Source organism: Erythrobacter sp. SD-21 (assembly GCF_000181515.1).
Classification (GTDB): Bacteria; Pseudomonadota; Alphaproteobacteria; order Sphingomonadales; family Sphingomonadaceae; genus Qipengyuania.
On sequence record NZ_ABCG01000003.1, the window covers coordinates 183189 to 209135 of the forward strand.

Sequence of the window (25947 nt, forward strand, 5' to 3'; positions counted from 1 at the left end):
GCGGGAAAATCGAGCTATCTTCCGAAGTCGGTTTCGTTTTGACCTTGGTGCACAGGCTAGCAGAAAAACCGCTGTTGAGATCAATGAATCGCGCGGTCAATCCGGGGCCGTTTCCCGGTTTCCCGGTTTCCCTTCCAGCTCTTGAAGCCGTTCGACTGCTGCCAATCGATTGTTGACTTGTAATCTCTCGATCACGGCAGCGATATGCTGGTCGACGGTTCGGGATGAAATCCCGAGTTCCCTGCCAATCTGTTTGGAAGTGTAGCCTTTTCGAACGAGCCTTATACAGTCAAACTGACGGCTCGTTAGTGAGGGTATCGCTCTTTCTCCGTGCGCGTTCATCGCGCTTCTCCAACAATTCTCCTACGGTCTATAAAACTTACGCTTTATCGCGAACATCGTGCCGCAAGACGGTTCGTCTCGCCTGAATGTCAATTCAGCATGTAAGAAAAGACCTTGGAAACATCCATTGAACTCTTTCGTTCGTACCTTGAAGCACCAGCCGGGTGGGCCGGCTGCGACAATGCTGATTCCACGAAAGAAAAGGGAACTATCATGAACAAGATAACACTCGCGCTCGCCTCGGCCGCATCGCTCGCTCTCGCCGCCTGTGGCGGGGAAACCGAAGAACCCATGGCCGACGACACCGCCATGGCCGACCAGATGGCCAACGACACGGCGGAAACCGGCACCATAGTCGACGTCGCACAGGGCGACAGCCAGTTCTCGACGCTTGTGAGCGCGGTGACCGCAGCCGGTCTCGGCGAAACGCTGTCGGGCGAAGGTCCGTACACCGTCTTTGCGCCGACCAACGATGCCTTCGGCAAGATCCCCGAAGCGACGCTGACCGAGCTGACCACCAACGACACCGAGACGCTGGGTAACATCCTCCAGTACCACGTCGTCGAAGGCAATGTGGACGCTGCCACGCTGACGCAGGCGATCACCGATGCAGGCGACGCAGGCTACACGATCAACACCGTGGGCGGCGGCACGCTGACGGCCAACGTGGTCGATGGCAACGTTGTCCTCACCGATGCCGCCGGCGGCACCTCGACCGTAACGGCAACCGATGTCGCGGCGTCGAACGGCGTCATTCACGTCATCGATACCGTGCTCATGCCGCAGTAAGCGCGGGTAGCCGACAACGAAAAGGCGGCCCTTCGACCGGGCCGCCTTTTTTGTGTTTGCTCTCCGGAAGAGCGGGTCAGAACGTCAGCTGCCCTTCCTCGCGGCCTTCCCACCAGTCGATCCGCTTGGGGCTGACTTCGATAAGGATCAGGCCTTCGGTGTCGAGACCATTCGCGAACCAGGCTTCGAGGTCCTTTACCCAGTGCCTTTCCAATATCGCGCGGTCGCGGTGCAGCTTGCCGGTTCCCTGCACCGCGCAATAGAACTCGTCGCTGGTATAGGTAGCGCCGCATTGGTCCGAGTTCTTCAGATCGTCGTCGATCCGGCCGTCGTCGGTGGCGAAGTGGTAGGAGGTGCCGTCCTCCTCGCTCACATCTTTGTTGTTCGACATCGGCCGCGCGGCAATAGCACCCTCGCTGCCGGTTTTGGTGACCAGCATGGCGATATCGATGGATTTGAGCTTCTCGGCAATCTGGGAAACCGAACGGTCGGACATAAACGCGACTCCTTCAAGGGTGTTGGGGGTGAAGGAGTAACGGGCGAACCCGTTAAGTGTGCCGCCCGCTCCGCCTTCAATTCCTGCGAGCGAGGGCCGCACTGACGTTGACCGTCTTGGAACTGCCCACGCTGGTCTCGCTGGCGGACGGCTGAGCGGGTTGCACCTGTGCTGCAACCTTCACCGGTTCGGCCAGCGCCATCGGCGCTTCGGCACGGGTCATGCGCCCCGGGACGGCTTGGACAGCTCGTTCTTCGCGGTAGGCGTATTCAGCGTCTTCGCGCGCGCCTTCCTGGAAAGCCAGCAGGCGGCGTTCGTGTTCGATGCGTTCGGGGCTGGCTGTCGCGTAGAAGTCGTACTCCGCCGACATACGGAGCGCATCGTCTTCGCTACGCTCCCACCACATATCGCCGCCGCGGTCGCGAAGGCGACCGTGGAGCGCGAGTTCGCCCACTTCGATCGTGCCCTTGGGCGTTTCGAGCGGGTAGTGATCAGGCGGGCGCTGCGAAGTACGCACGGCTTCGTTCGAGGCGGCCACGAGCTGGGCCTCGGGCAGGGTGTCGGTATGCCCTCGTTTGAGGACGGGGCTGTCTCCAATGGTGGCGCCACTAACGGCTCCGGCAATTGCCACCACGGCCACCGCGCCCAGCATCTGGGGGGTGAATTTCATGGCTGTTTCTCCGCATAATGCGTCTTTCCCACGCAACGCCTCCCGGGCGCGCCGTGTTCCCGCCCGGCGGGTCTTCCCGCTTCACCGCTCTTTAACGACAGCCGGTAAGGGGGCGGCAAAGCTTGGATGCCAAAGTTAATGGGATAGTGAGATTTCTGCGCCATGAGCTGGCGTTCAAGGGGCTGACGGACCGCAAAGCATGCATGAATTACAAACACAGTTCGCGACGCAGGAGGGCGAAGACGCCTGGAACGCGGTAATGCACGAGCATTTCCACTCGGGTCAGCTAGGGGAGGCACAGGCCTATCTTGTCTCGCAGCTGGAGACGCTGGGTACGGAACTGGCGACCCGCTGCCTGATCGACGATCCGGACCGCGTCTCGATCACCGGCTGGTACGAACTGATCGAAGCGATCGAATTGCACGAGGGCGAACCGATTACGGGCGTGACACTTGCCATAGCCAACGAAGCGGATCGTGCCTTCGAAAAGGGCCAGGTCCACTACCCCTACATGTTGCTCGGCCTCTACAGCGACGAGCCCTTTGCCTTTAGCTGTGCCGATAGTGCCGCCATGATCGGGCAGGCCCTCGACGAGGAAGGCCCTGCTTGGGCGGGCTATGACGAGGACATAGAGGTTTTTCTTGAATGCGAGGGACTCTCGGCGATCAACACGGCGCTGGTACATCACAAGGAACGCCATTTCTTCCGCGACGACGCGCCCGAGCATGCGCCCGCGCGCTATGTCGAATACGTCCTGGCCTGCTGGTGGCGCGCGCTCCTCTTCCACCGTGCGGTCGAGAAGATCTGCGCGCAGAAGCCGTTGCCGCACAACGTGCCCGTGCTCGCCGGGATGGTCGACATGAAACCCGAAGCAGTGGCCGTCCACGGTTTCGTCGAAGGCGCACGCCCCGCCGTGCGTGACGAAAACGAAGGTCCGCAGATGGCTGAGATGCTGCCTTCCTCGATGATCACTCGCCGCGAGGTGGCAGAGGTGAAGGAGCCGCCGACCGGTGTCGACCTGCGCCGCCGCGTCGCGGAATCGGCCGAGGTTGAGCAACCGGCCAAGAAGAGCCTGATGGCGCGCATTTTCGGCCGCGGTTGACCGCTCGTTTCATGGCGCCTCTTGCGCGGAGGCGGCGCTTCGGTAGGCTCTTTCGTCCAAGAGGGAGGAGCCTGTCATGCCAAGCTTGCGCGCACGCCTAGTGGAATTTGCGCTTCCGCTGCTGGGCATAAAGCGCTTCTTTTCGCAACCCGACCGGCTTGACGAGCGCATTGCGAAGCTGCGCTTCCGGAAGTCACCCCGCCCACGAGGCAAATGGCATCGGCTGTTCGCAATCGAGGAAACGCGCTTCCAAGGCTTTCCGGTCCTGACCCTGAGCCCGGCTGGCGGGGCGAGGGAAGGCGCGCCGCACCTGTTTTATCTTCACGGCGGCGGCTATGTGATGGGTATCGCTGCTATCCACTGGGAAGCGATCGCCTATCTGTGCGAACGGCTGGGTGCTTCGGCCACCGTACCGATCTATCCGCTCGCCCCCGAACACAAGGCGGGCCAGACGCTTCCGGCCATGCGCGCGCTCTACGACGCGATTGCGGCCACCCAGGGCGCCCGGACTGTCACCATGATGGGGGATAGCGCCGGGGCGGGCATGGCGCTGGCGCTGGTACAGGACCTGCTGGCGAGCGGCGCGCCCATGCCATCCCGCCTCGTCCTCTATTCGCCCTGGCTTGATGCCACGGCTTCGGGAGAGGAGCAGGCGGCAATCGAGCCCCAGGACTGTATGCTCGCGATTGCCGGGCTCGAAGCCTGCGCCCTGCGCTACGCTGGCGGGCTGCCGCTCGAAGACCCGCGCCTCAGCCCCCTGTTCGGACCTATCGCCGACCTGCCACCCACCGCGATTTTTGCCGGAACTCATGATATACTGCTGGTCGATGCGCGACGGTTCGCGGAAAAGCTGGCCGGATCGGGAACGGACCACCTCTACCGGGAATATGACGGTATGTTCCCCGACTGGATGCTCTTCCCGATCCCGGAAGGCCGACAGGCGCTGGACGAGACAATTGGGTTCATTTCCGGTGCGAGGGTTGGAGAGGGTTCGTGAGATCGCAATATTCAGCAGCGCTGTTCGGACTTGCCCTGGCGGCATGCCAGTCGGGCGAGAGCGCGCCGGCCAGCGGCCCCACCGAGGCGTTCTCCGGCATTGCCCTGGACGAGACGGTTTACCTCACCGGGACGGAGCCCTTCTGGAACGCCGAGGTCAGCGCTTCCAAGGCGATCTATTCCACACCCGAAAACCAGGACGGGGTTTCCTTCAAGGTCGATCGCTTCGCGGGGAACAATGGCCTCGCCTTTACCGGTTCCATCGATGGCGCAGCGTTCGATCTCACTGTCACTCCGGGGGAATGTTCGGACGGCATGAGCGACCGAACCTATCCTTATACCGCGACACTCAGGATCGGTGAGGATCAGCGCAACGGATGCGCCTGGACCGATCTCCAGAACTTCTCCGGACCCGCCCACCCGTGACGAGGCGCGCCGATGGGTAAAGTTCCCCTTTGGCCGCGCCTGCTCGGTCTTGCCGGGCTCCTGCCGCAATTTGTGCTTCTCGGTCTGGCGTATCTCGGTACCGGTCCGCTGGCCGAGACGGCGGGAGTGCTCGCCGCGTTCTATGCCGCGCTGATATTCACGTTTCTCGGCGGGACATGGTGGGGCATCGCAGCCGGTGCCCCGGCAGCCGAAAGGCGCGACGGTCTCGGCTGGCTCTGGGTCGCCGCGGTCGTGCCGAGCCTCCTCGCCCTCGCAGGCCTTGGCACATGGGCGATCGAACTGATACCGCTGGAGCCGCTGCTGGTCATGCTGGGGGCCGGACTGCTGATGGCGCTGGTTGTCGATATGCGCATCGGATCGCTTGGTCCGCGCTGGTGGCTCGGCCTGCGCGCGCCGCTGTCGCTCGGCCTGGGTCTTGCGACCCTCGCTATAGCCTTCGCCTAGGTTTCGACCCCGGCCTTGCGTAGCTGGGGGCCAAGCCTTCCGGTGAGCCAGAGCCACCACATCCTGAAATCGGCTGCCAGGCTCCACAGCGGATAGGTGAAGGTCGCAGGGCGGTTCTTCTCCACCCCGAAATGCGCGACCCAGGCAAAAAAGTATCCGGCCACCGGCAAGGCGGCGAAAAGCACAAGACGACCCGTGAAGAGTGCGGCTATGGCGAGCACGACGACAAGCGAGGTGCCGAAGTAGTGCAGGGCCCGCGTGCGCGGCTTGGAATGCTCGCGCAGGTAGAACGGCCAAAACTCGGCAAAGGTCGCGTATTTCTTGTTCATCGCTCTATCTCAGCGCCGTGGAAGGGACGCGTCAAGCCAACTCAGAAAAGGCCGGGATTTTCGTGCTGTGCCGCGCTGGGGAACAGCGGCTGGAGCAATTCGCGGCGGCCGGCTTCTGCCTGGACCCTGCCATCCTTCGCCGCGGCGCTGATGGGCGTGCACGTTCGGCCGGCGATGAAATCGAGAGCGACAGAAACTGACTGCTCGTTGGGATCGCCAAGCTGGTTGGAAATATCGTCGCCAGCGATGCAGGTGTTGGGCATCACGCTGGCAAGACCACCGAAATAGTCGCCCTGTCCATTGGCGTTGACGGTCTTGAACGTCACCGCGCGCAGGCGGTCGTCGCATGCCGAACGATCAAAGGCGTTCTGCCCGACTGGTTTGCCGTAAGTGTCGGTGCCGACCAGCGCGATATTGTCGCCGAGGTAGGGAATCATCGAATTCGAGACCAGTTCGCTTGCGGAGGCCGTACCGCCCCGGCCGATAATCGCCAGCCTCATCGGGGCGATCTGCTGGGCCTGCTCCTGGAACAACTCGATACTGTCGTTGGCGGATTTCGACGGGCGGTAATTGGTTTCCGAGAACACTTGGCCTTCGAGGCCTTCGCCCATCAGATCTCCGAGCAGATCGGCCACCGAGACCAACCCGCCACCGTTGTAGCGCATGTCGAGGATGATGTTGCTGATACCCTGGGTGCGGAACTGCTGGAAGGCATCGATAAGCTGTGGCCCTGCGTCCTGGACGATGAAGGTGCGCAGGTTGATATAACCGACCTGGCCGCCAGCGCCGTCGCTCAGGACGCGCACGCCGTAGCGATCGGAGATGGGGTCGAGAGAAAATTCTTCCTTGGTGACGCTGGCATTCTGCTGCACTCCGGACACGCTCCGGATCACGAAGCTGCGCGTGACCCCGGGATCGCCCGGCCCGAGCGCGTCCACGACCGCTCCGGGTCCGCCGCTCGCCATCAGCGCCGACACCGATTGTCCGCCGATCTGGAGAATCTCGGTTCCACGGTCGAAGCCCACTAGAAAGGACGGACCATTCTCGAACGCCTCGACCACGAAGACGCGGTTGTTCAGGGTGTCGTAGGTCAGGCGAATCCCGAAGCCCGCGTTGGAGCCGCTGTTGATTAGCTCGTTCTCTTCTTCGATCGAGGTGATGTAGGTAAAGGTCTTTGACGGCAAGCCATCTGGGTTGAACAGGGCCTGCCCGGGCGCGGTCACCGCGTTCAGATAGCCCTGCAGCGTGGTGTAGTCGGCCTTGTTGACGCTCGTATTGAGAAGGTCGGGGTAGAGGTACCATTCCTGCAAAACCGAAAGCGCCCAGTCCTGCCGCGCGGAAAGCGAGCAGGTAGCGACATTACCGATGCCTCCCCCGTCGCCGCCGCCGCCGATTGGCCCGCTATTGTTCGAATCCCCGCCACCGCAGGCGGCAAGTGACACTGCAAGAAGTCCGAAAAGTGCGGTGCGACCCAATTTCATTGTTACTACTCCCCGGGTTTCGGCTGCCAGAATTTCCCGCAGCGGATGCAGATTATGGATGGCCAATTAACCGCCTCTGAGCAAGCGCGATGTCCTTTGATGTCCCCTCCGGGGTGCGAAATGACCGATTACAGTGGAAAACCACGATGAAACGGGCTCAAAACGGTGCAAATGCGTCGCCCGCTTATGGCCATCGCCCCGTCGCTGTGCCTACGCTTACCGTTCGACACGCGCTTTTGCGCATGGATCAAGGTATTCGGAGTAGGTAATTTGAGCAGTGGGACGCCCGAATGGGTCCGGCAGGCAATCGGCGTCGAGGCCAAGGCATCGCTGACCATCGGCGAAGTGGCTGAGGAAAAGCTGCTCGGCAAATCGGGTTTCACGCTGACCAGCGCGGCGTTCCGCAACGGCGGCGAACTCGACCCAAGCTTCACCGCGATCGAAGACGATGCGGTCGCCCCGCCGCTCGAATGGACCGCACCCCCTCCCGGTAGCCAGGAACTCGTGCTGGTCGTGGAAGACGCCGATGACGGCAAGGTCCACTGGCTCGTCTGGGGCCTGAAGGCCCAGAAGGGCGCGCTGTTCGAAGGCGAGGCACCGCCGCGCACGGGCAAGAACGCTCACGGCAATTCGGAATGGCTGCTGCCCGACCCGCCGCTGGGCGTCCAGCACACCTATGTTTTCCAGCTCTACGCGGTCGACCTGCCGCTGACACTGATGCCCGGTGCGGGCTACGAAGAATTGCGCAAGAACATCAAGGGACACGTCACGGCTGCCGCCGTTCTCACCGCCCGTTTCGAAGGGCATGAGATCGAGGAGCTGGACGCGGAAGACTTCGATATCGAAGACTAATGATAAGCATAGCCAACTGAAAGGAACCTGAAATGGCTGGCAAGAACAACGCACTGCAGAAGCCGGTGAACCTGTCGCCGGAACTCGAGAACGTGGTCGGCAAGGGTCCCATGACCCGCGCCCAGGTCACCTCGAAGGTGTGGGACCACATCAAGGCGAATGACCTTCAGGATTCGAAGGATCGTCGCATGATCAACCCCGACGACAAGCTCGGCGCTGTCATCGGCAAGGAACAGATCTCGATGTTCAAGATGACCGGTGCTGTTTCCAAGCACATGTCGTAAGTGATCAGGTACGGCGGCGCCATGGCCAGTCCGTGACGCCGCCGACCCACAGGGCCAGCCACACAAGCACCGGCTGCGTGATCATGCGCGGCACGTGATAGGCAAGTCCGAACCCGCCGTCCGCGCGCGCCATGTCCATGATGAAATGGTTGATGTTGGCCGGAAAGACGCAGACCGCGTAGAGCGCGAGCCCGATCGCGCCCGCTTTCCGCAATCCTTCAGAAAATGGTTGGATCAGCGCCGCTGCGCCAAGCAATTCCGCCATGCCGGTCCAAAAGACGATTGCTTCGGGCGCAGGCAGGGCCTCGGGCATGATCGCGAGGAATGGCTCCGGCCGCGCGATATGGGCATAGCCCGCATAGGCATAGAACAGCGCAAGCAGGATGCGGAGCGCAGCGCGGATCATTCTTTCGCCCTCGCTATGCGATAGGGGCCGTCACGTCGTTCCAACGCTGCGCCTTTCCAGCTGAGCCTGATGCGTCCTTCTTCCACCAAACGATCCACTGCGCAGTGCACATCGTCCATGCGCAGGCGCCAGTCGTCATCCTCGCCCGCGATTTCGCGTGCGGCTTCGCTTGGACAAATCGTTGCATCGGGCGCGCGCTTCGAAAGCAGTCGCAACACCGCATCTTCTTGCCGGGTCATCCGGGCGACCAGCCCGGCGGAGCAAGCTCGAAACCGGAAAATTCGAAACCCGGCGAAACGATGCAGGAAACCAACGTATAGCCATGTTCGCCCCGGACGGGGGCAGCGGCCTGCCAGTAACCGGCGGGAATAACATGCTGGACAGCTTCGCCGCCCAGAACGTCGCCGCCCATGCGGATTGTCTCGGCCGCGGCATCATCGCTGGCGGCGACGGAAAGCCGGAGCGGATCGCCCGAATGCCACAGCCAGATTTCCGCGGCATCGACGCGGTGCCAGTGCGACGACTGGTCCTCTTCGAGAAGGAAATGGATCGCCGTCGCGCTTGCTCTTTTCCCGTCGCCTGCGGGAGGGCGCCATGTCTCGCGATACCAGCCACCCTCAGGATGGGGCGCGAGGCCAAGCGTGTCGATGAGCGCGCGGGCAGACGTCACTCCTCGGTCACCTCGACGCCATTCCAGAAGGCGATACGGTTTTTGATTTCGGCAGCGGCTTCCTTGGGCTCCGGGTAATACCAGGCCGCGTCCTTATTGATGGCGCCGCCAGCGTTGATCGAGTGGTACTGCGCGGTGCCCTTCCACGGACAAACGCTTGTCCGCTCGCTCGGCACCAGCGCCGACCGTGCGACATCGGGCGCGGGGAAATAGTGATTGCCCTCGACCACCACCGTATCGTCGCTGCGGGCGATCTCTTCGCCGTTCCATCTGGCCACGACCGTCATTGGCACTCCTTTCCATAATCGTCCCATTCGTTAGAAGAGCCGCTGAGACCGCCACCGGTTCCGAAACAGATAAACGGAGTTCGCCCATGCCCAAGTTCCGCACCCTCGTTAGCCTTGCCGCGCTGGCAGTGGCCGCAAATCCGCTGGCTGCGCAGACCCCGGAGGATGTGGCCGCGGCAGCGCTCGAGGCGACACCGGTGTGGGACGGGCACAACGACGTCCCGATCCAGCTGCGCGCCCGCTTCGCGAACATGATCAACGCGTTCGATTTTGCCGATACGCTGGATACCGCGGAAGGAGAGCGTGCGGCAATGCACAGCGACCTGACGCGGCTATCGCGCGGCAAGGTCGGGGCGCAGTTCTGGTCCGTCTACGTCAGTGCCAGCCTGCCCGAACCCGAAGCGGTGCAGGCCACGATCGAGCAGATCGATGTCACCAAGCGGCTGATCGCGCGCAATCAGGGCCGGCTGCAGCTCGCGCTGACCGCAGACGATGTCGAGCAGGCGATCGCGAAAGGGAGGATCGCTTCCCTGATGGGAATGGAAGGCGGCCATTCTATCGGTAACAGCCTTGCCGTGCTGCGCCAGATGTACGATCTCGGCGCGCGCTACATGACGCTGACGCATGGCCGCACGCTCGATTGGGCCGACAGCGCCACCGACGCTCCCCGCCATGATGGCCTTAACGCCTTCGGCATGGATGTGGTTCGCGAGATGAATCGTATCGGGATGCTGGTCGATTTGAGCCACGTCAGCGAAGCCGCAATGCACGATGCGCTCGACGCGGCGCGCGCTCCGGTGATCTTTAGCCACTCGGGCGCGCGCGCGATCAACGGCCACTTGCGCAACGTACCCGACAGCGTGCTGCGGCGGCTCCCGCTCAACGGGGGAGTGGTGATGGTGGTGGCGCTGCCATGGTTCCTCAACGAGGACCTGCGCCAGCACGCGGCCGACGAGGCGGCCGAGAAGGCGCGCCTCGAGGCGCTGTTCCCCGGCGCTCCGGATGAGGTCGAGGCGCGCATGGCGAAATGGGATGCGGAGAATCGCGAGCCGGTCTCCACCATCTCCGACATGGCCGACCACATCGACCACATCCGCAATGTTGCCGGGATCGACGCGATCGGTATCGGCGGCGACTATGACGGGATGCCGCACGGGCCGGTAGGTATGGAGGATGTCAGCGGTTATCCCGCGCTCTTCGCCGAATTGGCGCGGCGCGGCTATTCGCAGGAAGATCTTGAGAAAATTTCGATGCGCAACATGATGCGGGTCATGCGCGAGGCCGAGGTTTTCGCCGCGAGCCAGGAGGGCGTGGCGCCGGTAGAATATCCTGTGGGCGCACCGCGCGACGAAGAGGGGTGAGAGCGCCGGCGGCGTATTCGCTGCCTCAAACCGTGATCAGACTTTTTCGCGTGTAAGCGGGCAGCGCTCGCCATCAAAGAAGGCTTCGATAGCGTCGGCAAAGACCTGCGCGTCCTCATCTCCGCAGGCGGCCTCGAACAGGGTCATTGAGCTGCGAAACTTCATCGCGTCGACCTGGCCAAGAATGTCCTCGGCACTCATCGTGCCGGCCCATTCGAGCATGGCCTCGGTCGCTTCGAACAGGCGCGGTCCCAATTCCTCATGCGTGCAATAAGCGTGGGCTTCTTCCTGTCCGTCGAGTGCGAACTTGCGCGCCGTGGCGGAAGTCCCAAGTCCTTTGAGCTGGGGGAAAACGAACCATATCCAGTGACTGGACTTCTCGCCAGCGGCGATCTCTTCGAGTGCTCGCTCGTAAGCCCTGCCACGATCTTGCGCCTTGAGAAAATGGGCAAAGGAGTCGCCGTTCCCGTTCGCGCCCATCAGCTGTCGTCCGCAGTCTCGGGCAGGTCGGAGCGATCGGTCGACGCCATTTCGTCGAGCTCGTCCTCGCTCATGGATTCGTACATCTGGAGGGACGCGCCCTGGAGATCGGCCTTGTCGGTTTCGCCGCGCTTGGCCGACAGGGCCGCTCCGGCAGCCCTCTGCTGCGCCTTGCTCGATGCTTTCGGCATCAGTCCTTGTCCCAGGCCGACAGTTCGCTCCCGCGCTTGAGAACCTCGTCCCCGTCTTCCTGCTGGATGAGGTAGGCGGGATTGTCCTCGTCACCGTCCTTGGTGACTTCGCTGCCCTGCAGCGTGCGGGTCACTTCGCGTTCGAACCGCTCCTTGATCTGGCCATGGCCTTCGCCATTACCCCAGTTCCATTTGACGTACTGGTCCGACTGGTAGCTGTTCGAATTGCTCATGCGACCTCTCCAAAAGTTCTGCGCTTAGTTTTCGATGACCTCGATGCCGTTTTCGGTCGTCGTCTGATCGCCTTCCCCGGCTGTGTCGCCGAGTTCGGTCTGCGTGCTGCCGACGTCGGCATCGGTGCCGATAATGCTGTCGGTGCCGTCGCCATCATCTTCGGTGGAGCGGATCTCGCCACTCACCGTGGCTTCTTCCTCGATATCGCCTTGCGTCAATGCGCCGGTGATCCAGGTGACGGATAGGAGAAGTATCACCAGAAGCGTACCCCCGAGCAGGACCCAGCGCACGACGCCCTCTTTCGAGCCGCCGCTGGCTTCCGTATCGGTTACGTGAATTTCGTCGCCTTCCTTGTGCACGCATCATACTCCCTGTTATCGCGATCCCGCGGGTTTCAGGCAGTTCTACGGTCAGGCTTGGCGAATGTTCCCCTCGCGCGGGGCGGGCGCAATCAATCGCGGAGGAGGTCGTTGATCCCGGTCTTCTCGCGCGTTTGGGCGTCCACCGTCTTCACGATCACCGCGCAGGCAAGGCCGGGGCCGCCATCCTTGCCGGGCAGCGTGCCAGGCACGACGACCGAATAGGGCGGCAAGTGGCCGCGGATCACTTCGCCGGTTTCGCGATAGACGATCTTGGTCGACTGGGTGATGAAGACGCCCATCGAGACGACGCAGCCTTCGCCGACGATGACGCCTTCGACGAGTTCCGAACGCGCGCCGATGAAGCAATTGTCGCCAATGATAGTCGGATTGGCTTGCATGGGTTCGAGCACGCCGCCGATGCCTGCGCCTGCGGAAATATGGCAATTTTCGCCGATCTGGGCGCAGGAGCCAATGCTGGCCCAAGTGTCGACCATGGTGCCCTTGCCGACATAGGCGCCAATGTTGACGAAGCTGGGCATCAGCACACAGCCGGGCGCGATATAGGCGCCTTCGCGGGCGACAGCGCCCGGAACGACGCGAAACCCGGCTTCGCGGAAGCGGGCATCGTCCCATCCAGCGAACTTGCTTGGCACTTTGTCGAAGGCGGGATGGCCGGCGCTGCCGCCTTCCATCACGCGGTTGTCGTTGAGGCGGAAAGAGAGCAACACGGCCTTTTTGAGCCACTGGTTGACGGTCCAGGCACCCTTGCCATCGGGCTCGGCGACCCGGCCCGTGCCGCTGTCGAGCATCTCGAGTGCAGCGTCGACCGCCTCGCGCACGTCGCTCGATTGCGGCGTGACATTGGCGCGGTCTTCCCACGCGGCTTCGATGCGGGTTTCGAGGTCGGCACTCATGCAAAATCTCCGTTGGTGTGCGGAGAGCGCGTTAGCAGCGTGGGCGCGCTAGTCCATCCCTGCGGCGAGCGCGAATTCATAAGCGCGGTCCACCAGCGGGCCGACGCGTTCGCTCATCGCCTTTGCGTGGGCGCTGGACGCGGTGCCGTCGATCACGCGTTTCTTGATACCCTGCATGATCCCTGCAAGCCGGAAAAGGTTGTAGGCGAAATACCAGTCCATCGGCGGCACCGGATAGCCGGTGCGCGCGACATAGCGTTCTACCGCTTCGTCCTGCGAGGGAATGCCCAGCTCCCCCAGATCAAGGCCCAATAGACCTGCTCTGCCATCATGGGGATTATGCCAGTTGAGCATGAGATAACTGAAGTCGGCAATGGGATCGCCCAGAGTCGACAGCTCCCAGTCGAGTACGGCGAGGACCTTGTTCGCGTCCTTCTCGAAGATGAGGTTGTCGAGCCGGTAGTCGCCATGGACCACGCTGCTTTCGTGCTGCGGGGGAATGGTCTGCGGCAGCCATTCGATCAGCCGCTCCATCTTCTCCATGTGCTCGGTTTCGGACAGCTTGTACTGCTTCGACCAGCGGGCGATCTGACGCGCGCAATAATCGGTTGGCTTGCCATAATCGCCGAGACCGATTTCGTCCGGCTTGCGCAGGTGCAGCTCGGCCATGGTGTCGATCATGGCGTTATAGATTTCGCGGCGCTCTTGCGGAGTGTTGTTGGGCAGGGCACCGTTCCACAGGCTCCGCCCGTCGGCGAGGCCCATGACGAAGAACTTGCTGCCGATCACCTCGGGGTCTTCACAGAGACCATAGGTCTTGGGCACGGGGAAACCGGTCGGCCCCAGCGCGGACATGGCAGCATATTCGCGGTCCACCGCATGGGCGCTCGGCAGCAGCTTGCCGAAGGGCTGGCGCCGCAGAACGTAGGAGCGCCCCGGCGTGTCGATGCGATAGGTCGGGTTCGACTGGCCGCCCTTGAACTTCGAATAGGAAATCGGGCCTTCGAAACCTTCGACATTGGCCTCGAACCACGCGGTCAGCGCGCCCAAGTCCATCTGGTCGCGCTCGGGCACTTCGATGGTGCCGACCATTTCCTTGTCGAAATCGATCTCGGGCATGCCAGTCTCTGCCATCAGTCGAACACCACCACGCTTCGGGCGGACGTGCCCTGTTTCATCTTTTCGAAGCCTTCGTTGATCTTCTCGAGCGGAATGCGCTCGGCGATGATCGTGTCGAGATCGAGCAGGCCGCGCAGGTAGAAATCGACGAGCCGCGGCAGGTCGACGGGGAAATGGTTCATCCCCATGATCGCCCCCTGCAGCTTCTTACCCGAAAGGAGGTCCATCGCGCCGAGGCCCACCTTGCAGTCCAGCGGCATCATGCCGAGGATGGTCGCGGTGCCGCCGCGGCGGAGGATTTTCACGGCCAGGTCCGCCGAAGCCTGACGGCCGACCGCCTCGATTGCATGGTGCACGCCGCCGCCGGAGATCTTCATCACCTGTTCGACGGCGTCATCGGCCATGGCGTCGACCGTGTGGGTGGCGCCGAGCGTTTCGGCGAGCGCGCGCTTTTCGGGGATCGGATCGATCGCGATGACCTTGCCCGCACCGGTAATCTTGGCCGCGTTGATCGCGGCCAGCCCGACCCCGCCGCAGCCGACCACGGCAACGGCTTCGCCCGGGACGACCGAGCAGGCGTTGAAGATCGCGCCCGCGCCCGTCGTCACGGCGCAGCCGATCACGGCGGCCCGGTCGAGCGGCATGTCCTTGTCGATGGCGACACAGGCGTGCTCGTGGATGAGCATCTGTTCGCAGAAGGACGACAGGTTGAGCATCTGGGCGACCGGTGCGCTGCCGTCCGCGCGCATGATCCGCGGCGCGGCGGTCTGCGGGCGGCGGGTGTCCGCCCCCATGCACAGGGCCATGCGGCCGGTGACGCAGAATTCGCAGTGACCGCAAAAGGCGGAGAGGCAGGTGACCACGTGATCGCCCGGTTTCACCGTCTTTACCTCGCTGCCCACCGCCCGGATCACGCCTGCGGCCTCGTGGCCGGGAATGGCGGGCAGGGGATGCGGGTAGGCGCCGTCGATGAAGTGAAGGTCCGAATGGCACAGACCGCAGGCCTTGGTGTCGATCAGGACTTCGTGAGGGGCCGGATCGGCGAGTTCGACCTCGCCGATGGTGAGGCCGCCGACCTGCTCAAGTATCGCTGCCTTGGCCATCAGCGCGTGGCCCCCACGTCGCCGCTGCTCATCCCGGCCGAAGCCGCCGCGCTGCCAGCGCTGGCCGACTGGGCGTTGCCGCCGCGAAGCGCGTTTGAGGACGGCCCTTCCTTGGGCATGTGCTTGGCAAATTCCATCCGCGCGATCGAGCGGGCATGGACCTCGTCCGGCCCATCCGCCAGGCGCAGGGTGCGCTGGTGGGCATAGGCGTTGGCTAGCCCGTAATCGTTCGAGACGCCGCCACCGCCATGGGCCTGGATCGCATCGTCGATGATCTTCAGAGCCATGTTGGGCGCCTGCACCTTGATCATCGCGATTTCCTGCTTGGCGCTCTTGTTGCCGACCTTGTCCATCATGTCGGCGGCCTTGAGGCACAGGAGGCGGGTCATGTCGATATCGATCCGGGCGCGCGCCACACGCTCTTCCCAGACCGAGTGCTTGTAGATGGGCTTGCCGAAGGCTTCGCGTTCCTGCAGGCGGCTGCACATCTTGGAAAGCGCTTCCTCGGCCACGCCGATAGTGCGCATGCAGTGGTGGATACGACCCGGGCCGAGGCGCCCTTGCGCGATCTCGAAGCCGCGGCCTTCGCCCAGCAGCATGTTGGTGACCGGTACGCGGACATCGGTCAGCTCGACTTCCATGTGACCGTGTGGCGCGTCGTCATATCCGAAGACGGGGAGGTGGCGCAGGACCTTCACGCCCTTGGCGTCCATCGGCATAAGGATCATCGACTGCTGCGCATGGCGGCCGGCCGAAAAATCGGTCTTGCCCATGACGATCGCAACCTTGCAGCGCGGATCGCCCACGCCCGAAGACCACCACTTGCGGCCATTGATCACATATTCGTCGCCGTCACGCTCGATGCGTGTCTCGATGTTGGTCGCGTCCGACGAGGCGGTGAAAGGCTCGGTCATCAGGAAGGCCGAACGGATCTCGCCGTTCATCAGCGGGGTCAGCCATTCGTCCTTCTGTTCGCGCGTGCCGTAGCGATGGAAGACCTCCATGTTGCCGGTGTCGGGCGCGGAGCAGTTGAAGACTTCGGAGGCAAAGCCGATGCGGCCCATTTCCTCGGCGCAAAGCGCGTATTCGAGATTGGTGAGGCCGGGGCCTTCGAAATCATAGCTCTCGTCGACATGGTGGTGGCCGTCGTTGCGCGGCGGCATGAATAGATTCCAGATGCCCTGGCCCTTGGCTTTGGCCTTCAGGTCCTCGACCACCTGGATGACCTTCCAGCGTTCGCCTTCGGCGTCCTGCTCTTTGTAGGTGGGGACCGCGGGGCGGACATGGTCCTCGATGAAGTTCTTCACCCGGTCGCGCCAGTAGACTTGCCGTTCGGTGGGTTCGAAATCCATGGGTATGTCCTCTCTCTTATAATCCGTTTCGGCTTGAAACTGGCATAGGGCGACGCCTCGCGCCAAGCCATTTTTCGCAAGAAATTGTCAGGGCACGATGGTCCCTGCGTCAACATCCCCGCGTGCCGCAGCGTCAATTGCGATTGCGCGGCGCTCAGCCAGGGTCTGCAATCGGGCCTCGTGCTCCTCGCGGCTGATCGGGAATCGGCCGAGCCAGTAGGCCGCCACGACTGCAAGCAGGATTCCGGCGCAGCCGTAATAGATGATCATGTCGGTCAGGACTCCCTGCTCGACATTGCCTGCCCGCGCTCCATCAGGCAGCTGCGCCGCGGCCACGATCTGACCGGTGGTGAAAATGCCGAGGCCTGTCGCGCACTTCTGGATCAGCCAGTTGCCGGAATAAAAGGCCCCTTCGGCGCGCCGATGCGTGCGCTCCTCGAACGCCTCCACGATCTCCGCAATCATGGACGTCGCCGAAATCATCATGATTACGCCGAACATGTTGGCGAACAGCAAGGTAGCGAGAAAGGCGAAGGAGGACGCCGGCGTGCCGACCTCGGGCCACAAGCCGGCAAGCAGCAGCAGGTAGGGGGCAAGCGCGAGGACGATGCTGCAATAGGCGCCGATCGCCGCGCTTTTCGCCTTGCCGTAGGTTCGGTGCATCTGTCCGACCACCAAGAACATCAGCACGACCGACAGGAACAGGGTGAGGGCATAACCGAGCAGGCCCGTCAGCCATTCGGGTCCGCCCTCGATCAGCGGCTGGTCCAGCTGCCACACGAAGACGTTGAGGTAGTTGGAGATCGAGAAAGTCATCCCCTGGTTGACGTAGGCCGCCAGCGCACCGGCCGCGAAGATCAGGAAGCTTTTCTCCGAGAAGGCGTCGAAGATTTCGTCGAAGGCGCCGCGCAGCGAGAATGGGGCAGGGCGACGTTCGGGCCAGTGGGCGACAAGGCGGTGCTGGCCCAGCGCCGAACCCACTACCGAAAGCACCATCAGCGCAGCGCCAAATACGGCGAAGCCCAGATAGCCTTCCTGCTCTAGCAACCCGTCGGGGCCGGACATGAAGACCGTGTAGGCAAGGATCATCATTACGATGCCGCCCAGCCATCCCGAAAGGAAGCGGTAGCGGAACAGTGTGGTGCGATCGTCGTAATCCTGCGTGATTTCGGGCACGAGGCTGATCGAAGGCACCTCGCAGGCCGACAGCAGGATGCGCACGCCTACGGCGATAACGATCAGGCCGAAGAAGCCCGGAGCCTCGCCTCCGGGCGGATGCCACAGGAGCACCCACATGACCGCGAGCGGCACCGGGGCGAGATAGAGCCACGGCAGCCGCCGCCCCCATCGTGTGTAAGTGCGGTCGGATAGATTGCCGATGATGGGATCGATGACCGCATCGACCAGCAGAGCGATCAGCAGAGCGAGGCTGACGAGCCGCGCGTCCATGCCGAGTACCTGATTGTAGAAGATCAGCAGGAAGAAGCTGAAGCCGAGGTCCTTCACCCCGAAGGCGACCGACCCGAAACCGTGGACGATCTTCAGCCGCTGGGACAGGGGACCTTTAACGAAAGCCATCAACCGCCGCTCTGGGCCTGTTTCTCCATCGCTTCAAGCGCCTCGAACATCGTCGGCGTGTCCGGGTCCCAGCTGTGGCGCGGGCCCAGCGTAATCCCGCCATCGACCAGCATGGATGCGCCAGTCATGAAGCTGGCCGCGTCGCTGGCGAGGAAGGCCACTGCCTCGGCAATGTCGCGCGGCTGGCCTCCGCGGGCGACGGGTTGCGCGTTGGAGGACATCTGCGCGATGACGGCCTTGGCGACGTGCACCATGTCCTCGGGCATATCCATCGAGGAGGTGAAGATGTTGGTGTTGATGAAGCCCGGCTGCACCGCGTTTACGCGGATGCCGTGCCGTGCAAGATCGGTCGCCGCGCATTTGGTGAGGTGCAACACGCCCGCCTTGGCGACGGCGTAGGTGGTCGGCGAATAGCCCGGTCCCACCGCAGCGACGCTGGAGACGTTGACGATGCTGGCGCCCTTGCGGCCCTTCATGTGGGGCACGGCGTAGCGGATGCCGAAGGCGACCGAGCGCAGCAGCAGGTCCATCGTGCGGTCCCAGTCCTCGGGCTCGACCTCGTCGATGGGCGCGCGCGTGCCGCCGGCCCCGGCGTTGTTGAAGACGGTATCGATCCCGCCGGTCTCGGCCGCAGCTCCGTCCATCAGCTGGCGGATGTCCTCGGGGCTGCAGACATCGCAATGGCGATAGCGCACCTCGCCCTCAGTCTCTTGTTCGAGCGTCTTGCCGCCCTCATCGTCGATGTCGGAGGCGTAGACCACCGCCCCTTCGCTGGCGAAAAGCTGCACGGCCTGCGCGCCGATGCCGGATGCCGCACCGGTAATGATCACGGTCTTGCCGTCAAAACGCATCGGTCTCTCTCCCGAAAATGCTGGGCTACAAGCTTAGGCGCGCCGCACCTTTCGTCAACGCAAACCGCCTGACGCTACGGCATGGCGCTTCATCATGATCGCCCTTGCGGGAGCCTCGCGAATCACCCTAACGTAAACGTCAACCGAGGAGATCTGAGAGAGGAGTCGGTCATGTCCGATCTGGAAAGCTTCCGCGCCGAAACGCGCGAATGGCTCGAAGCCAATTGCCCCCCCGAAATGCGCAAGCCTGTCCGTGACGAGGCCGATGTCTACTGGGGCGGCCGCAACGCGACTTTCAAGAACGACGCGCAGAAGGCGTGGTTCGAAGTGTGCCGCGACAAGGGCTACACCGTCCCCGAATGGCCCAAGGAATATGGCGGTGCCGGCCTTACGCCTGCCGAGGGCAAGGTGCTGCGGCAGGAAATGGCCCGCATCGGCGCGCGCCCGCCGTTGTCCAGCTTCGGCATCTGGATGCTTGGCCCGGCGCTGCTGCACTTCGGCACGGAAGGGCAGAAGAAGCGCTTTCTCAGCGAGATCGCGGCTGGCGAAATCCGCTGGTGCCAGGGCTATTCGGAGCCGGGCAGCGGCTCGGACCTCGTCTCGATGCAAACCTTCGGCGAAGACAAGGGCGATCACTGGGTCGTAAACGGCCAGAAAATCTGGACCTCCTACGCCGATGAAGCCGACTGGATCTTCTGCCTCGTGCGCACCGACAAGCAGAACAAGTACCAGGGCATCACCTTCATGCTGTTCGACATGGCGGGCAGCGGTGTTTCGACCAAGCCGATCAAGCTAATCAGCGGCAACAGCCCGTTCTGCGAAACCTTCTTCGACGATGTCGAGGTGCCCAAGTCCTATGGCGAGGATTGCCCCGGCTATGTGGGCGAAATCAACCGCGGCTGGGACGTCGCGAAATACCTCCTCGGTCACGAGCGCGAGATGATTTCGGGCGCTGGCGGCGGCGACCGCACGGCGGCCATCGGTGCGGCGCTCAAGCGCAACGCGGGCGAGATCGACCCCGTGCTGCGCGCCGAGCTTGCCCAGTTCGATGTGGACGCGCTGGCATATTCGGCCATGGGCGAAAAATTCCTCGACGAACTCAAGGTCGGCAAGGCGCATCCCGCCCAGCCGAACATGATGAAATACGCCGGGACCGAGCTCAACAAGCGCCGCCACGAACTGATGATGGCAGCCGGCGGCAGCCGCGCTCTGGAATGGGAGAGCGAGGAAACCGGCGGCGGCAAGGGCGCGCGCAACTGGCTGCGCACCAAGGCCAATTCGATCGAGGGCGGCACGAGCGAAGTCATGCTCAACGTCATCTCGAAACGTATCCTCGACCTGCCGGGAGCCTGATCGATGCCTCTTTATTACGACGACGACCAGGCGATGCTCGCCGAAACGGCCCAGCAATTCATGGCCGAGGAAGGCGCCATTGCGAAACAGCTGCGCCACTGGCGTGACCGCGATTGCAAGGACGGCTTCGGCCATGGCCTATGGAAGCAGTTTGCCGAAATGGGCTTCACCGGCATGCTGGTGGACGAAGACGACGGCGGGCTCGGCATGGGCCATGTCGAGGCCGGAATCGTGCTCGAGAATATCGGGCGCAACCTGACCCCGTCGCCCTTCCTGTCCTCCTCCGTCCTAGCAGCCACCGCCTTGAAGCACGGCAGCGACGATGTGCGCGGCCGCTGGCTGCCGGGCCTGATCGAAGGCGAAAAGGTCTATTCCGTCGCCATCGACGAAGGCGCGAAGCACCGTCCGGAGACTATCGCCTGCAAGGCGGAGAAATCGGGCAACGGCTTCAGGCTCTCGGGCAAGAAGGACTTCGTGGTCTACGGCGCATCATCCGAGATGATCGTCGTGGCTGCGCGTACTTCGGGGAGCGACAGCGATAGCGACGGTATCACGCTCTTCGCCGTTCCGCGGGACGCCGATGGCATGGCCCATGACAGCGTGCGCCTCGTCGACAGCTCGATGGCGAGCCATGTGACCTTCGACGGGGTCGAACTGGATGGCGACGCCGTGATTGGCGAAGTCGACGGCGGGCGCGAAGTCCTGAACGCCATGCTCATGGCGGGCCGGGTGGGCGCCTCTTCCGAGGGCGTGGGCGTCGCGCAGGGGGCGATGGACATGACGGTCGATTACCTCAAGCAGCGCAAGCAGTTCGGCAAGCTGATCGGCGAATTCCAAGCGCTCCAGCACCGCGCCGCGCATCTTTATTCCGAAGTCGAGATTGCCCGCGCGGTCACCATCAAGGCAGCGCAGCTGCTCGACGGCGGCAGCGAGAAGGCCGACCTCATGGCCTCGGTCGCCAAGGCCAAGGTCGCCAAGGCGGCGGGGCTTGCGGTCAAGGAAGGCGTGCAAATGCACGGCGGCATCGGCATGACCGACGAATACGATATCGGCCTCTACATGAAACGCGACCGGGCGCTGCAGGAATTCCTCGGCGACCAGTATTACCACGCCGGGCGCGTCGCCGAGATGAGCGGTTACTAAACGGGAGAGATGATATGAACCTCGAAGACATGTTCAGCCTTGAAGGGCGCATCGCACTCGTCACCGGGGGCAGCCGCGGCATCGGCCGCATGATCGTGGAAGGCTTTCTCGCCGCAGGCTGCGAGCGGGTCTACATCACCGCGCGCAAGGGCGGCGAATTGCACGAAACGGCCGAGGAACTGGGCGAGCGGGTCGTGCCGATCCAGGGCGATATCTCGACCATGGAAGGCATCGACGAGTTGGTGACCGAGCTCACGGGCAAGGAAGACCGGCTCGATATCCTCGTCAACAACGCAGGCGCGGCCTGGGGAGCGGACTATCTCGACTTCCCCGAAGAAGGCTGGGACAAGGTCATGGACCTCAACGTCAAGACGCCCTTCTTCCTGACCCAGAAGCTCCACGCCCTGCTGACCGCCGAGGCGAGCCAGGACAAGCCCGGCAAGGTGATCAACATCGCCAGCATCGACGGCCTCAGGATCAACCCGTGGGAAACCTACAGCTACCAGGCGTCCAAGGCCGCGCTGATCCACCTGACGCGCCGCATGGCGGCCCGGCTGGTGAAGGACCACGTGTACGTAACCGGCATCGCGCCGGGCGCATTCCCCTCGAACATGAACAAGGTCGCGCGCGACCATGCCGAGGCGAGCGCCGCGGGCATTCCCAACAAGCGCGTGGGCGACAAGTTCGACATGGGCGGAAGCTGTGTCTACCTCGCCAGCCGCGCGGGCGACTACACGGTGGGCGAGACGATCGCGGTCGATGGCGGCATCGTAAACGCGCATTTGCCGACGCATTTCGCGGATCCGGCGGGTGGTCGTTAGGTCGTAACGCTAACGCTCGGTGACCTGCTCGCTGGCCCGAGGCATCCCCGCCTCTGCCAGCGCGCGGGCGCAACCCTTCATGTTGGCAGGGTCGCGGTAGAAATCGGGCGTGCAAAAGCGCTCGACGGTGTATTGGGGGTCGATGCGCAGGACCTCGTCGACAATTTTGCGCGCGCCATCCATGTCTCCTTTCAAAGCAAACGATGAGGCGAGCCCTGTATAGCCGAAGAGGAATTGAGGTTCCCGCTCGATAAGCTTGCGGAAGATCTCGATCGATTTGTCGAAACGAAGCGCATTGCGATAGGATGTTCCGGCCACACCCAATCTTACGGCGCTGGGGATCGGAGCGAGGCGGAGTGCTTTCTCGAGACTTACGATTGACTGGTCGAATCGGCCGAGAAACATCTCCACCCATCCACGCGCGAACAGCGCTTCGTCGGAACTCGGCGCACTGCGCACGGCGCGTTGCGCGAAGTCATGTGCGACATCCAGATTGCCCGTCAGCACGTGGAAATAGACATTACCTATGAGCGCCGCCGCATTGTCGGGTTCGATGGCAAGTGCCTTGGCCGCATTTTCCTGCATCGCGGGCAGCGCATCCTCGGGCGCTTCCCATTGAACCAGTAGCGATGCGGCCCAACTGGTTGTCAGCCACGCATAGCCGAGCACCGAATCCGGTTCCATCTCGACAAATTCGCTGAACAGCCGCCGCGCGTGGAGCATGGATTCTGGTTCAAAGCGGTGAACTTCGAATACGCCGCGATAGAAGATATGCCCTGCCTCCGCCGACCTGAAGCGACTTCGATCCAGACGCGCTTGTTCGCCGTGCACCAACTCGACGTCTAGCGCGGTCACGATTTCCCGAGTCAATTCGTCCTGAACGGCAAAAACGTCTTCCAGCGTTCGGTTGAAGGTCTCCGACCAGATAATCATTCCGCTATCCGTGTCCACCAGTGCTGCGGAAATGCGCGCGCGATCACCTGCTCGCCTGATGCTGCCGGTCAGCACCGCAGTGGCGCCCAGGCGCCTGCCGATGGCATCCGGTGGTGTCGGGCTATCCTTGAATTCAAAGGCGGTGCTTCGCGAGATAACTTGCAATTGTCGGATATGCGACAGTTCGGAAGTCACATCCTCGATCAGCCCATCGGCGAAATAGTCGTCGGTTGCTTCTCCAGCGGGTTGCCGGAAGGGAAGGATCAAGAGCGTTTTTTCTGTCGCCCCGGTTTTCGCCGCGCGGTGGGGAACCGGAATTGCGACCTTGAGGCATTCGGCCACGCCCGCCAGGAGCTGTCCAATTTCACCCTCGCGGTTGGGCCACCCTGCAAGGTCGGGCGTGTGTGAGGAACGAAATCCCAGCGGCGGCAGAACGTTGTCGATCCGGAAGGGTACCAGTACGTTACGCTCTAGCCCCACCGCGGCTTCATCGCGGCACCAGTGCGATGCGACTGAATGCTCAGACCAAGCGACGAGCACGCACTCGGCCTTGGATAGTTCTTCTGCAATGCGATCGGCAAAGGCCGGGCCAGCAACCAGTTCACGATCCCACCAGACGGAGCGGTCGCGTGCGCGCAACTCATCGACAAGGGGCGCGAGGCGCGCCTTGTCCTTTGACGAGTAGGACAGGAAGATATCGGCCATTCTCGAGCTCCGGATGGCGACCGGATTTTTGTCGATTATTGAAGCATAACCCCTGATGTCGCGCAAGCGAGTGCGGAGCGGCTTAACTCATCAACTCCCGCACGAACGGTATCAGCCCTGTCTGGCGTTGGCGTTTCATGCGTTCGGCATCGAGGATTTCGCGGACCTTGGCGAAGCAGTCGTTGGCGCTTTCGTTGATGACCACGTAGTCGTAGGCGTCCCAGTGGCTGATCTCGCTGCGGGCGCGTTCCATGCGGGCCCCGATCACCTCTTCGGCATCGGTCCCGCGGCTGCGCAGGCGGCGTTCCAGTTCTGCGATGCTGGGCGGCAGGATGAAAACGCGCACCACGTCCTGCTGGTCCTTCTGGTAGAGCTGCTGCGTGCCTTGCCAGTCGATGTCGAAGAGGAAGTCCTGCCCTTCCTTCAGCGCGTTGCGGATACGGCCCTTGGGCGTGCCGTAGCGATGGCCAAAGACATGCGCCCATTCATAGAAATCGTCTTCCTCGACCATGCGGTCGAATTCGGCGTCGTCGACGAAATAATAATGGACCCCGTCGACCTCGCCTGGGCGTGGGGGGCGGGTGGTGACGCTGACCGACAGCCTGATCTCGTCATCGGCACCCAGCAGCATGCGGCTGATTGTCGTCTTGCCCGCGCCGCTGGGCGAGGAAAGGATGAACATCAGCCCGCGGCGGGCCAGCTTGTCGTTATCGGGTGCGGAATCGGCCATGCGCGCTAGTGGCGCATCGGGGCGGGCGGAATCAACCCCGCCTGACTCGGTTTCAGACGGCGGTCTCGCCCTTGGATTGCTTGCGCAGCGCCTTTTCGCCGCTGCGGCGCGAGCGGCGGCGCGAGGTACTGCGGTCAAAGATCGTCTTGGCGAGCAAACCTGCCCCAACCAGCATTGCGCCCGGCACGGACTTTGTCGCGACCTTCGTCACGCCATAAGCGGCGAGCGTCTGGACCAGAGAACGGTTCTCCACCACTTCCTTGGCGAACTTGCTGCCGTACTGCCGGCCGAGCAATGCCTTTTCCAGCGTCTGGCGGGTCAGGCGACCGGCACTGCGCAGCAGGATATCGTGAATGATAAGATTGGTGGACGGGTTCGGGCTGGGGCCGGGAATCGCGTTTTCCCCGCGTGCATCCTTCTTCGCACCCGCGATCTCGTCGCTCACCACATCGGTGAGGTGGTTCGGTGCCTTTTCGCTCGAAAGTCCCATGCTCGCCCCTGCGTCTGGCGGGGCGGAGAGGCCCCGTGTCTAATTCTTGCGGCCGAAATCGACCGTGACGACGTTAGATCCGTCTTCTGCTCCTTCAACGGGCGGGCTCTCTGCCTGTTCCTCGTCATTTCCGGCTTCATCCGTCGGAGCAGGGGCCATGTCGGCGACAGTGGCCTGGAACTGCAGCCCGAAATCGACCGCCGGATCGACGAACTGGGTGATCGCGGCATAGGGAATGTCGAGCTCGGCCGGGATCTGGTTGAAGGACAGGCCGACCGAGAAACCGTCTTCGCGCACGTTCAGGTCCCAGAACTTGTTCTGGAGCACGATGGTCATTTCGTCGGGGAAGCGCTCGCTGAGGTGTGCGGGAATGGATACCCCAGGCGCATGCGTCTTGAAGGTGATATAGAAGTGATGCGTGCCGGGCAGCTCGCTGCCGCCCTGCTCGATTTCGCCGAGCACCCGGCCAACCACGGCGCGCAGGGCTTCCTGCACGATGGTGTCGTAGGGGATCAGGCTGTCGGGCGTATCGTCACTCATGCCCGCATAATTGGAACTCGGCGCGGCGCGGGTCAAGCGGTTTAAGCCGGTCTTTACCCTGCCGATAGGCGCTATTTCTTGCGCCCTCGTAC

At 62.9% G+C, this 25947-nt stretch carries 34 protein-coding genes; 11 read left to right on the forward strand and 23 right to left on the reverse strand.

Annotation, left to right across the window (positions count from 1 at the left end):
• Positions 1-96 precede the first annotated feature (96 nt).
• Positions 97-342 (reverse strand): helix-turn-helix transcriptional regulator, encoded by a 246-nt coding sequence (locus ED21_RS15975; RefSeq protein WP_083800393.1) that lies wholly within the window; start codon positions 340-342, stop codon positions 97-99.
• Between the two features lie 213 nt (positions 343-555).
• Here ED21_RS15975 and ED21_RS06940 point away from each other — a divergent pair, with 213 nt between their 5' ends.
• Complete coding sequence (locus tag ED21_RS06940) at positions 556-1131, forward strand: fasciclin domain-containing protein (RefSeq protein ID WP_006833150.1); 576 nt, start codon at positions 556-558, stop codon at positions 1129-1131.
• 76 nt (positions 1132-1207) lie between these two features.
• Here the strand turns inward: ED21_RS06940 and ED21_RS06945 are convergent, their stop codons facing one another.
• The gene (locus ED21_RS06945) at positions 1208-1627 is read right to left on the reverse strand and encodes a pyridoxamine 5'-phosphate oxidase family protein (RefSeq protein WP_006833151.1); all 420 of its coding nucleotides are present in this window, start codon (positions 1625-1627) and stop codon (positions 1208-1210) included.
• Positions 1628-1703: 76 nt separating this feature from the next.
• The gene (locus tag ED21_RS06950) at positions 1704-2297 is read right to left on the reverse strand and encodes a hypothetical protein (protein ID WP_006833152.1); all 594 of its coding nucleotides are present in this window, start codon (positions 2295-2297) and stop codon (positions 1704-1706) included.
• 199 nt (positions 2298-2496) lie between these two features.
• Here ED21_RS06950 and ED21_RS06955 point away from each other — a divergent pair, with 199 nt between their 5' ends.
• From ED21_RS06955 to ED21_RS06970, 4 genes are all read left to right on the forward strand, one after another.
• A complete protein-coding gene (locus ED21_RS06955; protein WP_006833153.1) occupies positions 2497-3399 on the forward strand; it encodes a hypothetical protein in 903 nt (300 codons plus the stop codon).
• 76 nt (positions 3400-3475) lie between these two features.
• A complete protein-coding gene (locus ED21_RS06960; protein ID WP_034921739.1) occupies positions 3476-4396 on the forward strand; it encodes an alpha/beta hydrolase in 921 nt (306 codons plus the stop codon).
• The gene (locus ED21_RS06965) at positions 4393-4821 is read left to right on the forward strand and encodes a COG3650 family protein (RefSeq protein ID WP_006833155.1); all 429 of its coding nucleotides are present in this window, start codon (positions 4393-4395) and stop codon (positions 4819-4821) included. Before ED21_RS06960 ends, ED21_RS06965 begins: the two co-directional genes overlap by 4 nt.
• A gap of 12 nt (positions 4822-4833) precedes the next feature.
• Entirely contained in the window at positions 4834-5286 is a 453-nt protein-coding gene (locus ED21_RS06970) for a DUF3429 domain-containing protein (protein ID WP_006833156.1), read from the forward strand.
• Here the strand turns inward: ED21_RS06970 and ED21_RS06975 are convergent.
• Together ED21_RS06975 and ED21_RS06980 are read right to left on the reverse strand one after the other, a co-directional pair.
• Positions 5283-5615 (reverse strand): DUF962 domain-containing protein, encoded by a 333-nt coding sequence (locus ED21_RS06975; RefSeq protein WP_006833157.1) that lies wholly within the window; start codon positions 5613-5615, stop codon positions 5283-5285. The genes ED21_RS06970 and ED21_RS06975 overlap by 4 nt on opposite strands.
• Before the next feature lie 41 nt (positions 5616-5656).
• A complete protein-coding gene (locus tag ED21_RS06980) occupies positions 5657-7096 on the reverse strand; it encodes a S41 family peptidase (RefSeq protein ID WP_006833158.1) in 1440 nt (479 codons plus the stop codon).
• A gap of 171 nt (positions 7097-7267) precedes the next feature.
• Between ED21_RS06980 and ED21_RS06985 the strand changes: the two genes are divergently transcribed.
• Entirely contained in the window at positions 7268-7948 is a 681-nt protein-coding gene (locus ED21_RS06985) for a YbhB/YbcL family Raf kinase inhibitor-like protein (protein WP_233995720.1), read from the forward strand.
• A 32-nt stretch (positions 7949-7980) separates the two neighbouring features.
• On the forward strand, positions 7981-8232 hold the full coding sequence (locus tag ED21_RS06990; protein WP_006833160.1) for an SWIB/MDM2 domain-containing protein: 252 nt from the start codon (positions 7981-7983) through the stop codon (positions 8230-8232).
• A 4-nt stretch (positions 8233-8236) separates the two neighbouring features.
• Here the strand turns inward: ED21_RS06990 and ED21_RS06995 are convergent, their stop codons facing one another.
• From ED21_RS06995 to ED21_RS07010, 4 genes are read right to left on the reverse strand one after another with little or no spacing between them, the layout of a single operon-like run.
• Positions 8237-8638: a DoxX family protein gene (locus ED21_RS06995; protein WP_006833161.1), complete on the reverse strand. Its 402-nt coding sequence runs from the start codon at positions 8636-8638 to the stop codon at positions 8237-8239.
• A complete protein-coding gene (locus tag ED21_RS07000; RefSeq protein ID WP_006833162.1) occupies positions 8635-8877 on the reverse strand; it encodes a DUF3253 domain-containing protein in 243 nt (80 codons plus the stop codon). The genes ED21_RS06995 and ED21_RS07000 overlap by 4 nt, the downstream gene beginning before the upstream one ends.
• Positions 8874-9308 carry a cupin domain-containing protein gene (locus ED21_RS07005; protein WP_006833163.1) on the reverse strand — a complete coding sequence of 145 codons (435 nt, stop codon included), beginning with the start codon at positions 9306-9308 and terminating at the stop codon, positions 8874-8876. The genes ED21_RS07000 and ED21_RS07005 overlap by 4 nt, the downstream gene beginning before the upstream one ends.
• On the reverse strand, positions 9305-9595 hold the full coding sequence (locus ED21_RS07010; RefSeq protein WP_006833164.1) for a DUF427 domain-containing protein: 291 nt from the start codon (positions 9593-9595) through the stop codon (positions 9305-9307). Before ED21_RS07010 ends, ED21_RS07005 begins: the two co-directional genes overlap by 4 nt.
• Positions 9596-9681: 86 nt before the next feature.
• On the opposite strand from ED21_RS07010, the gene ED21_RS07015 reads away from it, so the two are divergent.
• Positions 9682-10956: a dipeptidase gene (locus ED21_RS07015; RefSeq protein WP_006833165.1), complete on the forward strand. Its 1275-nt coding sequence runs from the start codon at positions 9682-9684 to the stop codon at positions 10954-10956.
• Between the two features lie 36 nt (positions 10957-10992).
• On the opposite strand, the gene ED21_RS07020 is transcribed toward ED21_RS07015, so the two are convergent.
• From ED21_RS07020 to ED21_RS07065, 10 genes are all read right to left on the reverse strand, one after another.
• Positions 10993-11436 carry a DUF1810 domain-containing protein gene (locus ED21_RS07020; protein WP_006833166.1) on the reverse strand — a complete coding sequence of 148 codons (444 nt, stop codon included), beginning with the start codon at positions 11434-11436 and terminating at the stop codon, positions 10993-10995.
• Positions 11436-11627: a DUF3008 family protein gene (locus ED21_RS07025; protein ID WP_006833167.1), complete on the reverse strand. Its 192-nt coding sequence runs from the start codon at positions 11625-11627 to the stop codon at positions 11436-11438. The genes ED21_RS07020 and ED21_RS07025 overlap by 1 nt, the downstream gene beginning before the upstream one ends.
• Positions 11627-11860 (reverse strand): DUF2945 domain-containing protein, encoded by a 234-nt coding sequence (locus ED21_RS07030; RefSeq protein ID WP_006833168.1) that lies wholly within the window; start codon positions 11858-11860, stop codon positions 11627-11629. Before ED21_RS07030 ends, ED21_RS07025 begins: the two co-directional genes overlap by 1 nt.
• Before the next feature lie 24 nt (positions 11861-11884).
• Positions 11885-12220 carry a hypothetical protein gene (locus ED21_RS07035; RefSeq protein WP_006833169.1) on the reverse strand — a complete coding sequence of 112 codons (336 nt, stop codon included), beginning with the start codon at positions 12218-12220 and terminating at the stop codon, positions 11885-11887.
• A gap of 92 nt (positions 12221-12312) precedes the next feature.
• Positions 12313-13137 (reverse strand): 2,3,4,5-tetrahydropyridine-2,6-dicarboxylate N-succinyltransferase, encoded by an 825-nt coding sequence (gene dapD, locus ED21_RS07040; RefSeq protein ID WP_006833170.1) that lies wholly within the window; start codon positions 13135-13137, stop codon positions 12313-12315.
• 48 nt (positions 13138-13185) lie between these two features.
• Positions 13186-14271 carry a phosphotransferase family protein gene (locus ED21_RS07045; RefSeq protein ID WP_006833171.1) on the reverse strand — a complete coding sequence of 362 codons (1086 nt, stop codon included), beginning with the start codon at positions 14269-14271 and terminating at the stop codon, positions 13186-13188.
• Positions 14271-15359 (reverse strand): Zn-dependent alcohol dehydrogenase, encoded by a 1089-nt coding sequence (locus ED21_RS07050; protein WP_006833172.1) that lies wholly within the window; start codon positions 15357-15359, stop codon positions 14271-14273. The genes ED21_RS07045 and ED21_RS07050 overlap by 1 nt, the downstream gene beginning before the upstream one ends.
• Entirely contained in the window at positions 15359-16711 is a 1353-nt protein-coding gene (locus ED21_RS07055; protein WP_006833173.1) for an acyl-CoA dehydrogenase family protein, read from the reverse strand. The genes ED21_RS07050 and ED21_RS07055 overlap by 1 nt, the downstream gene beginning before the upstream one ends.
• 87 nt (positions 16712-16798) lie before the next feature.
• The gene (locus ED21_RS07060; RefSeq protein WP_006833174.1) at positions 16799-18289 is read right to left on the reverse strand and encodes an MFS transporter; all 1491 of its coding nucleotides are present in this window, start codon (positions 18287-18289) and stop codon (positions 16799-16801) included.
• Positions 18289-19140 carry an SDR family NAD(P)-dependent oxidoreductase gene (locus tag ED21_RS07065; RefSeq protein ID WP_006833175.1) on the reverse strand — a complete coding sequence of 284 codons (852 nt, stop codon included), beginning with the start codon at positions 19138-19140 and terminating at the stop codon, positions 18289-18291. The genes ED21_RS07060 and ED21_RS07065 overlap by 1 nt, the downstream gene beginning before the upstream one ends.
• Positions 19141-19311: 171 nt before the next feature.
• Here ED21_RS07065 and ED21_RS07070 point away from each other — a divergent pair, with 171 nt between their 5' ends.
• Genes ED21_RS07070 through ED21_RS07080 form a run of 3 tightly spaced genes read left to right on the forward strand, consistent with a single transcriptional unit; the run spans position 19312 to position 22457 of the window.
• The gene (locus tag ED21_RS07070) at positions 19312-20493 is read left to right on the forward strand and encodes an acyl-CoA dehydrogenase family protein (RefSeq protein WP_006833176.1); all 1182 of its coding nucleotides are present in this window, start codon (positions 19312-19314) and stop codon (positions 20491-20493) included.
• Positions 20494-20496: 3 nt separating this feature from the next.
• The gene (locus tag ED21_RS07075) at positions 20497-21636 is read left to right on the forward strand and encodes an acyl-CoA dehydrogenase family protein (protein ID WP_006833177.1); all 1140 of its coding nucleotides are present in this window, start codon (positions 20497-20499) and stop codon (positions 21634-21636) included.
• Between the two features lie 14 nt (positions 21637-21650).
• Complete coding sequence (locus ED21_RS07080) at positions 21651-22457, forward strand: SDR family oxidoreductase (protein WP_006833178.1); 807 nt, start codon at positions 21651-21653, stop codon at positions 22455-22457.
• 9 nt (positions 22458-22466) lie between these two features.
• On the opposite strand, the gene ED21_RS07085 is transcribed toward ED21_RS07080, so the two are convergent.
• The 4 genes from ED21_RS07085 to ED21_RS07100 all read right to left on the reverse strand — a co-directional run bounded on the left by ED21_RS07085 (position 22467) and on the right by ED21_RS07100 (position 25855).
• Positions 22467-24095, reverse strand: coding sequence for a TIR domain-containing protein (locus tag ED21_RS07085; RefSeq protein WP_006833179.1), 1629 nt, complete (start codon positions 24093-24095; stop codon positions 22467-22469).
• Positions 24096-24177: 82 nt separating this feature from the next.
• On the reverse strand, positions 24178-24825 hold the full coding sequence (gene gmk / locus ED21_RS07090) for a guanylate kinase (protein ID WP_006833180.1): 648 nt from the start codon (positions 24823-24825) through the stop codon (positions 24178-24180).
• Positions 24826-24877: 52 nt separating this feature from the next.
• A complete protein-coding gene (locus tag ED21_RS07095; protein WP_006833181.1) occupies positions 24878-25315 on the reverse strand; it encodes a hypothetical protein in 438 nt (145 codons plus the stop codon).
• Between the two features lie 39 nt (positions 25316-25354).
• A complete protein-coding gene (locus ED21_RS07100) occupies positions 25355-25855 on the reverse strand; it encodes an SspB family protein (RefSeq protein WP_034921744.1) in 501 nt (166 codons plus the stop codon).
• Between the last annotated feature and the right edge of the window lie 92 nt (positions 25856-25947).

Excerpts from the sequence above, each read along its gene's own strand:
- ED21_RS15975 (WP_083800393.1), bottom strand. The coding sequence starts at position 342 with ATGAACGCGCACGGAGAAAGAGCGATACCCTCACTAACGAGCCGTCAG.
- ED21_RS06940 (WP_006833150.1), top strand. The coding sequence starts at position 556 with ATGAACAAGATAACACTCGCGCTCGCCTCGGCCGCATCGCTCGCTCTC.
- ED21_RS06945 (WP_006833151.1), bottom strand. The coding sequence starts at position 1,627 with ATGTCCGACCGTTCGGTTTCCCAGATTGCCGAGAAGCTCAAATCCATC.
- ED21_RS06950 (WP_006833152.1), bottom strand. The coding sequence starts at position 2,297 with ATGAAATTCACCCCCCAGATGCTGGGCGCGGTGGCCGTGGTGGCAATT.
- ED21_RS06955 (WP_006833153.1), top strand. The coding sequence starts at position 2,497 with ATGCATGAATTACAAACACAGTTCGCGACGCAGGAGGGCGAAGACGCC.
- ED21_RS06960 (WP_034921739.1), top strand. The coding sequence starts at position 3,476 with ATGCCAAGCTTGCGCGCACGCCTAGTGGAATTTGCGCTTCCGCTGCTG.
- ED21_RS06970 (WP_006833156.1), top strand. The coding sequence starts at position 4,834 with ATGGGTAAAGTTCCCCTTTGGCCGCGCCTGCTCGGTCTTGCCGGGCTC.
- ED21_RS06975 (WP_006833157.1), bottom strand. The coding sequence starts at position 5,615 with ATGAACAAGAAATACGCGACCTTTGCCGAGTTTTGGCCGTTCTACCTG.
- ED21_RS06980 (WP_006833158.1), bottom strand. The coding sequence starts at position 7,096 with ATGAAATTGGGTCGCACCGCACTTTTCGGACTTCTTGCAGTGTCACTT.
- ED21_RS06985 (WP_233995720.1), top strand. The coding sequence starts at position 7,268 with ATGCGTCGCCCGCTTATGGCCATCGCCCCGTCGCTGTGCCTACGCTTA.
- ED21_RS06990 (WP_006833160.1), top strand. The coding sequence starts at position 7,981 with ATGGCTGGCAAGAACAACGCACTGCAGAAGCCGGTGAACCTGTCGCCG.
- ED21_RS06995 (WP_006833161.1), bottom strand. The coding sequence starts at position 8,638 with ATGATCCGCGCTGCGCTCCGCATCCTGCTTGCGCTGTTCTATGCCTAT.
- ED21_RS07000 (WP_006833162.1), bottom strand. The coding sequence starts at position 8,877 with ATGACCCGGCAAGAAGATGCGGTGTTGCGACTGCTTTCGAAGCGCGCG.
- ED21_RS07010 (WP_006833164.1), bottom strand. The coding sequence starts at position 9,595 with ATGACGGTCGTGGCCAGATGGAACGGCGAAGAGATCGCCCGCAGCGAC.
- ED21_RS07015 (WP_006833165.1), top strand. The coding sequence starts at position 9,682 with ATGCCCAAGTTCCGCACCCTCGTTAGCCTTGCCGCGCTGGCAGTGGCC.
- ED21_RS07020 (WP_006833166.1), bottom strand. The coding sequence starts at position 11,436 with ATGGGCGCGAACGGGAACGGCGACTCCTTTGCCCATTTTCTCAAGGCG.
- ED21_RS07025 (WP_006833167.1), bottom strand. The coding sequence starts at position 11,627 with ATGCCGAAAGCATCGAGCAAGGCGCAGCAGAGGGCTGCCGGAGCGGCC.
- ED21_RS07030 (WP_006833168.1), bottom strand. The coding sequence starts at position 11,860 with ATGAGCAATTCGAACAGCTACCAGTCGGACCAGTACGTCAAATGGAAC.
- dapD (WP_006833170.1), bottom strand. The coding sequence starts at position 13,137 with ATGAGTGCCGACCTCGAAACCCGCATCGAAGCCGCGTGGGAAGACCGC.
- ED21_RS07045 (WP_006833171.1), bottom strand. The coding sequence starts at position 14,271 with ATGGCAGAGACTGGCATGCCCGAGATCGATTTCGACAAGGAAATGGTC.
- ED21_RS07050 (WP_006833172.1), bottom strand. The coding sequence starts at position 15,359 with ATGGCCAAGGCAGCGATACTTGAGCAGGTCGGCGGCCTCACCATCGGC.
- ED21_RS07055 (WP_006833173.1), bottom strand. The coding sequence starts at position 16,711 with ATGGATTTCGAACCCACCGAACGGCAAGTCTACTGGCGCGACCGGGTG.
- ED21_RS07060 (WP_006833174.1), bottom strand. The coding sequence starts at position 18,289 with ATGGCTTTCGTTAAAGGTCCCCTGTCCCAGCGGCTGAAGATCGTCCAC.
- ED21_RS07065 (WP_006833175.1), bottom strand. The coding sequence starts at position 19,140 with ATGCGTTTTGACGGCAAGACCGTGATCATTACCGGTGCGGCATCCGGC.
- ED21_RS07070 (WP_006833176.1), top strand. The coding sequence starts at position 19,312 with ATGTCCGATCTGGAAAGCTTCCGCGCCGAAACGCGCGAATGGCTCGAA.
- ED21_RS07075 (WP_006833177.1), top strand. The coding sequence starts at position 20,497 with ATGCCTCTTTATTACGACGACGACCAGGCGATGCTCGCCGAAACGGCC.
- ED21_RS07080 (WP_006833178.1), top strand. The coding sequence starts at position 21,651 with ATGAACCTCGAAGACATGTTCAGCCTTGAAGGGCGCATCGCACTCGTC.
- ED21_RS07085 (WP_006833179.1), bottom strand. The coding sequence starts at position 24,095 with ATGGCCGATATCTTCCTGTCCTACTCGTCAAAGGACAAGGCGCGCCTC.
- gmk (WP_006833180.1), bottom strand. The coding sequence starts at position 24,825 with ATGGCCGATTCCGCACCCGATAACGACAAGCTGGCCCGCCGCGGGCTG.
- ED21_RS07095 (WP_006833181.1), bottom strand. The coding sequence starts at position 25,315 with ATGGGACTTTCGAGCGAAAAGGCACCGAACCACCTCACCGATGTGGTG.
- ED21_RS07100 (WP_034921744.1), bottom strand. The coding sequence starts at position 25,855 with ATGAGTGACGATACGCCCGACAGCCTGATCCCCTACGACACCATCGTG.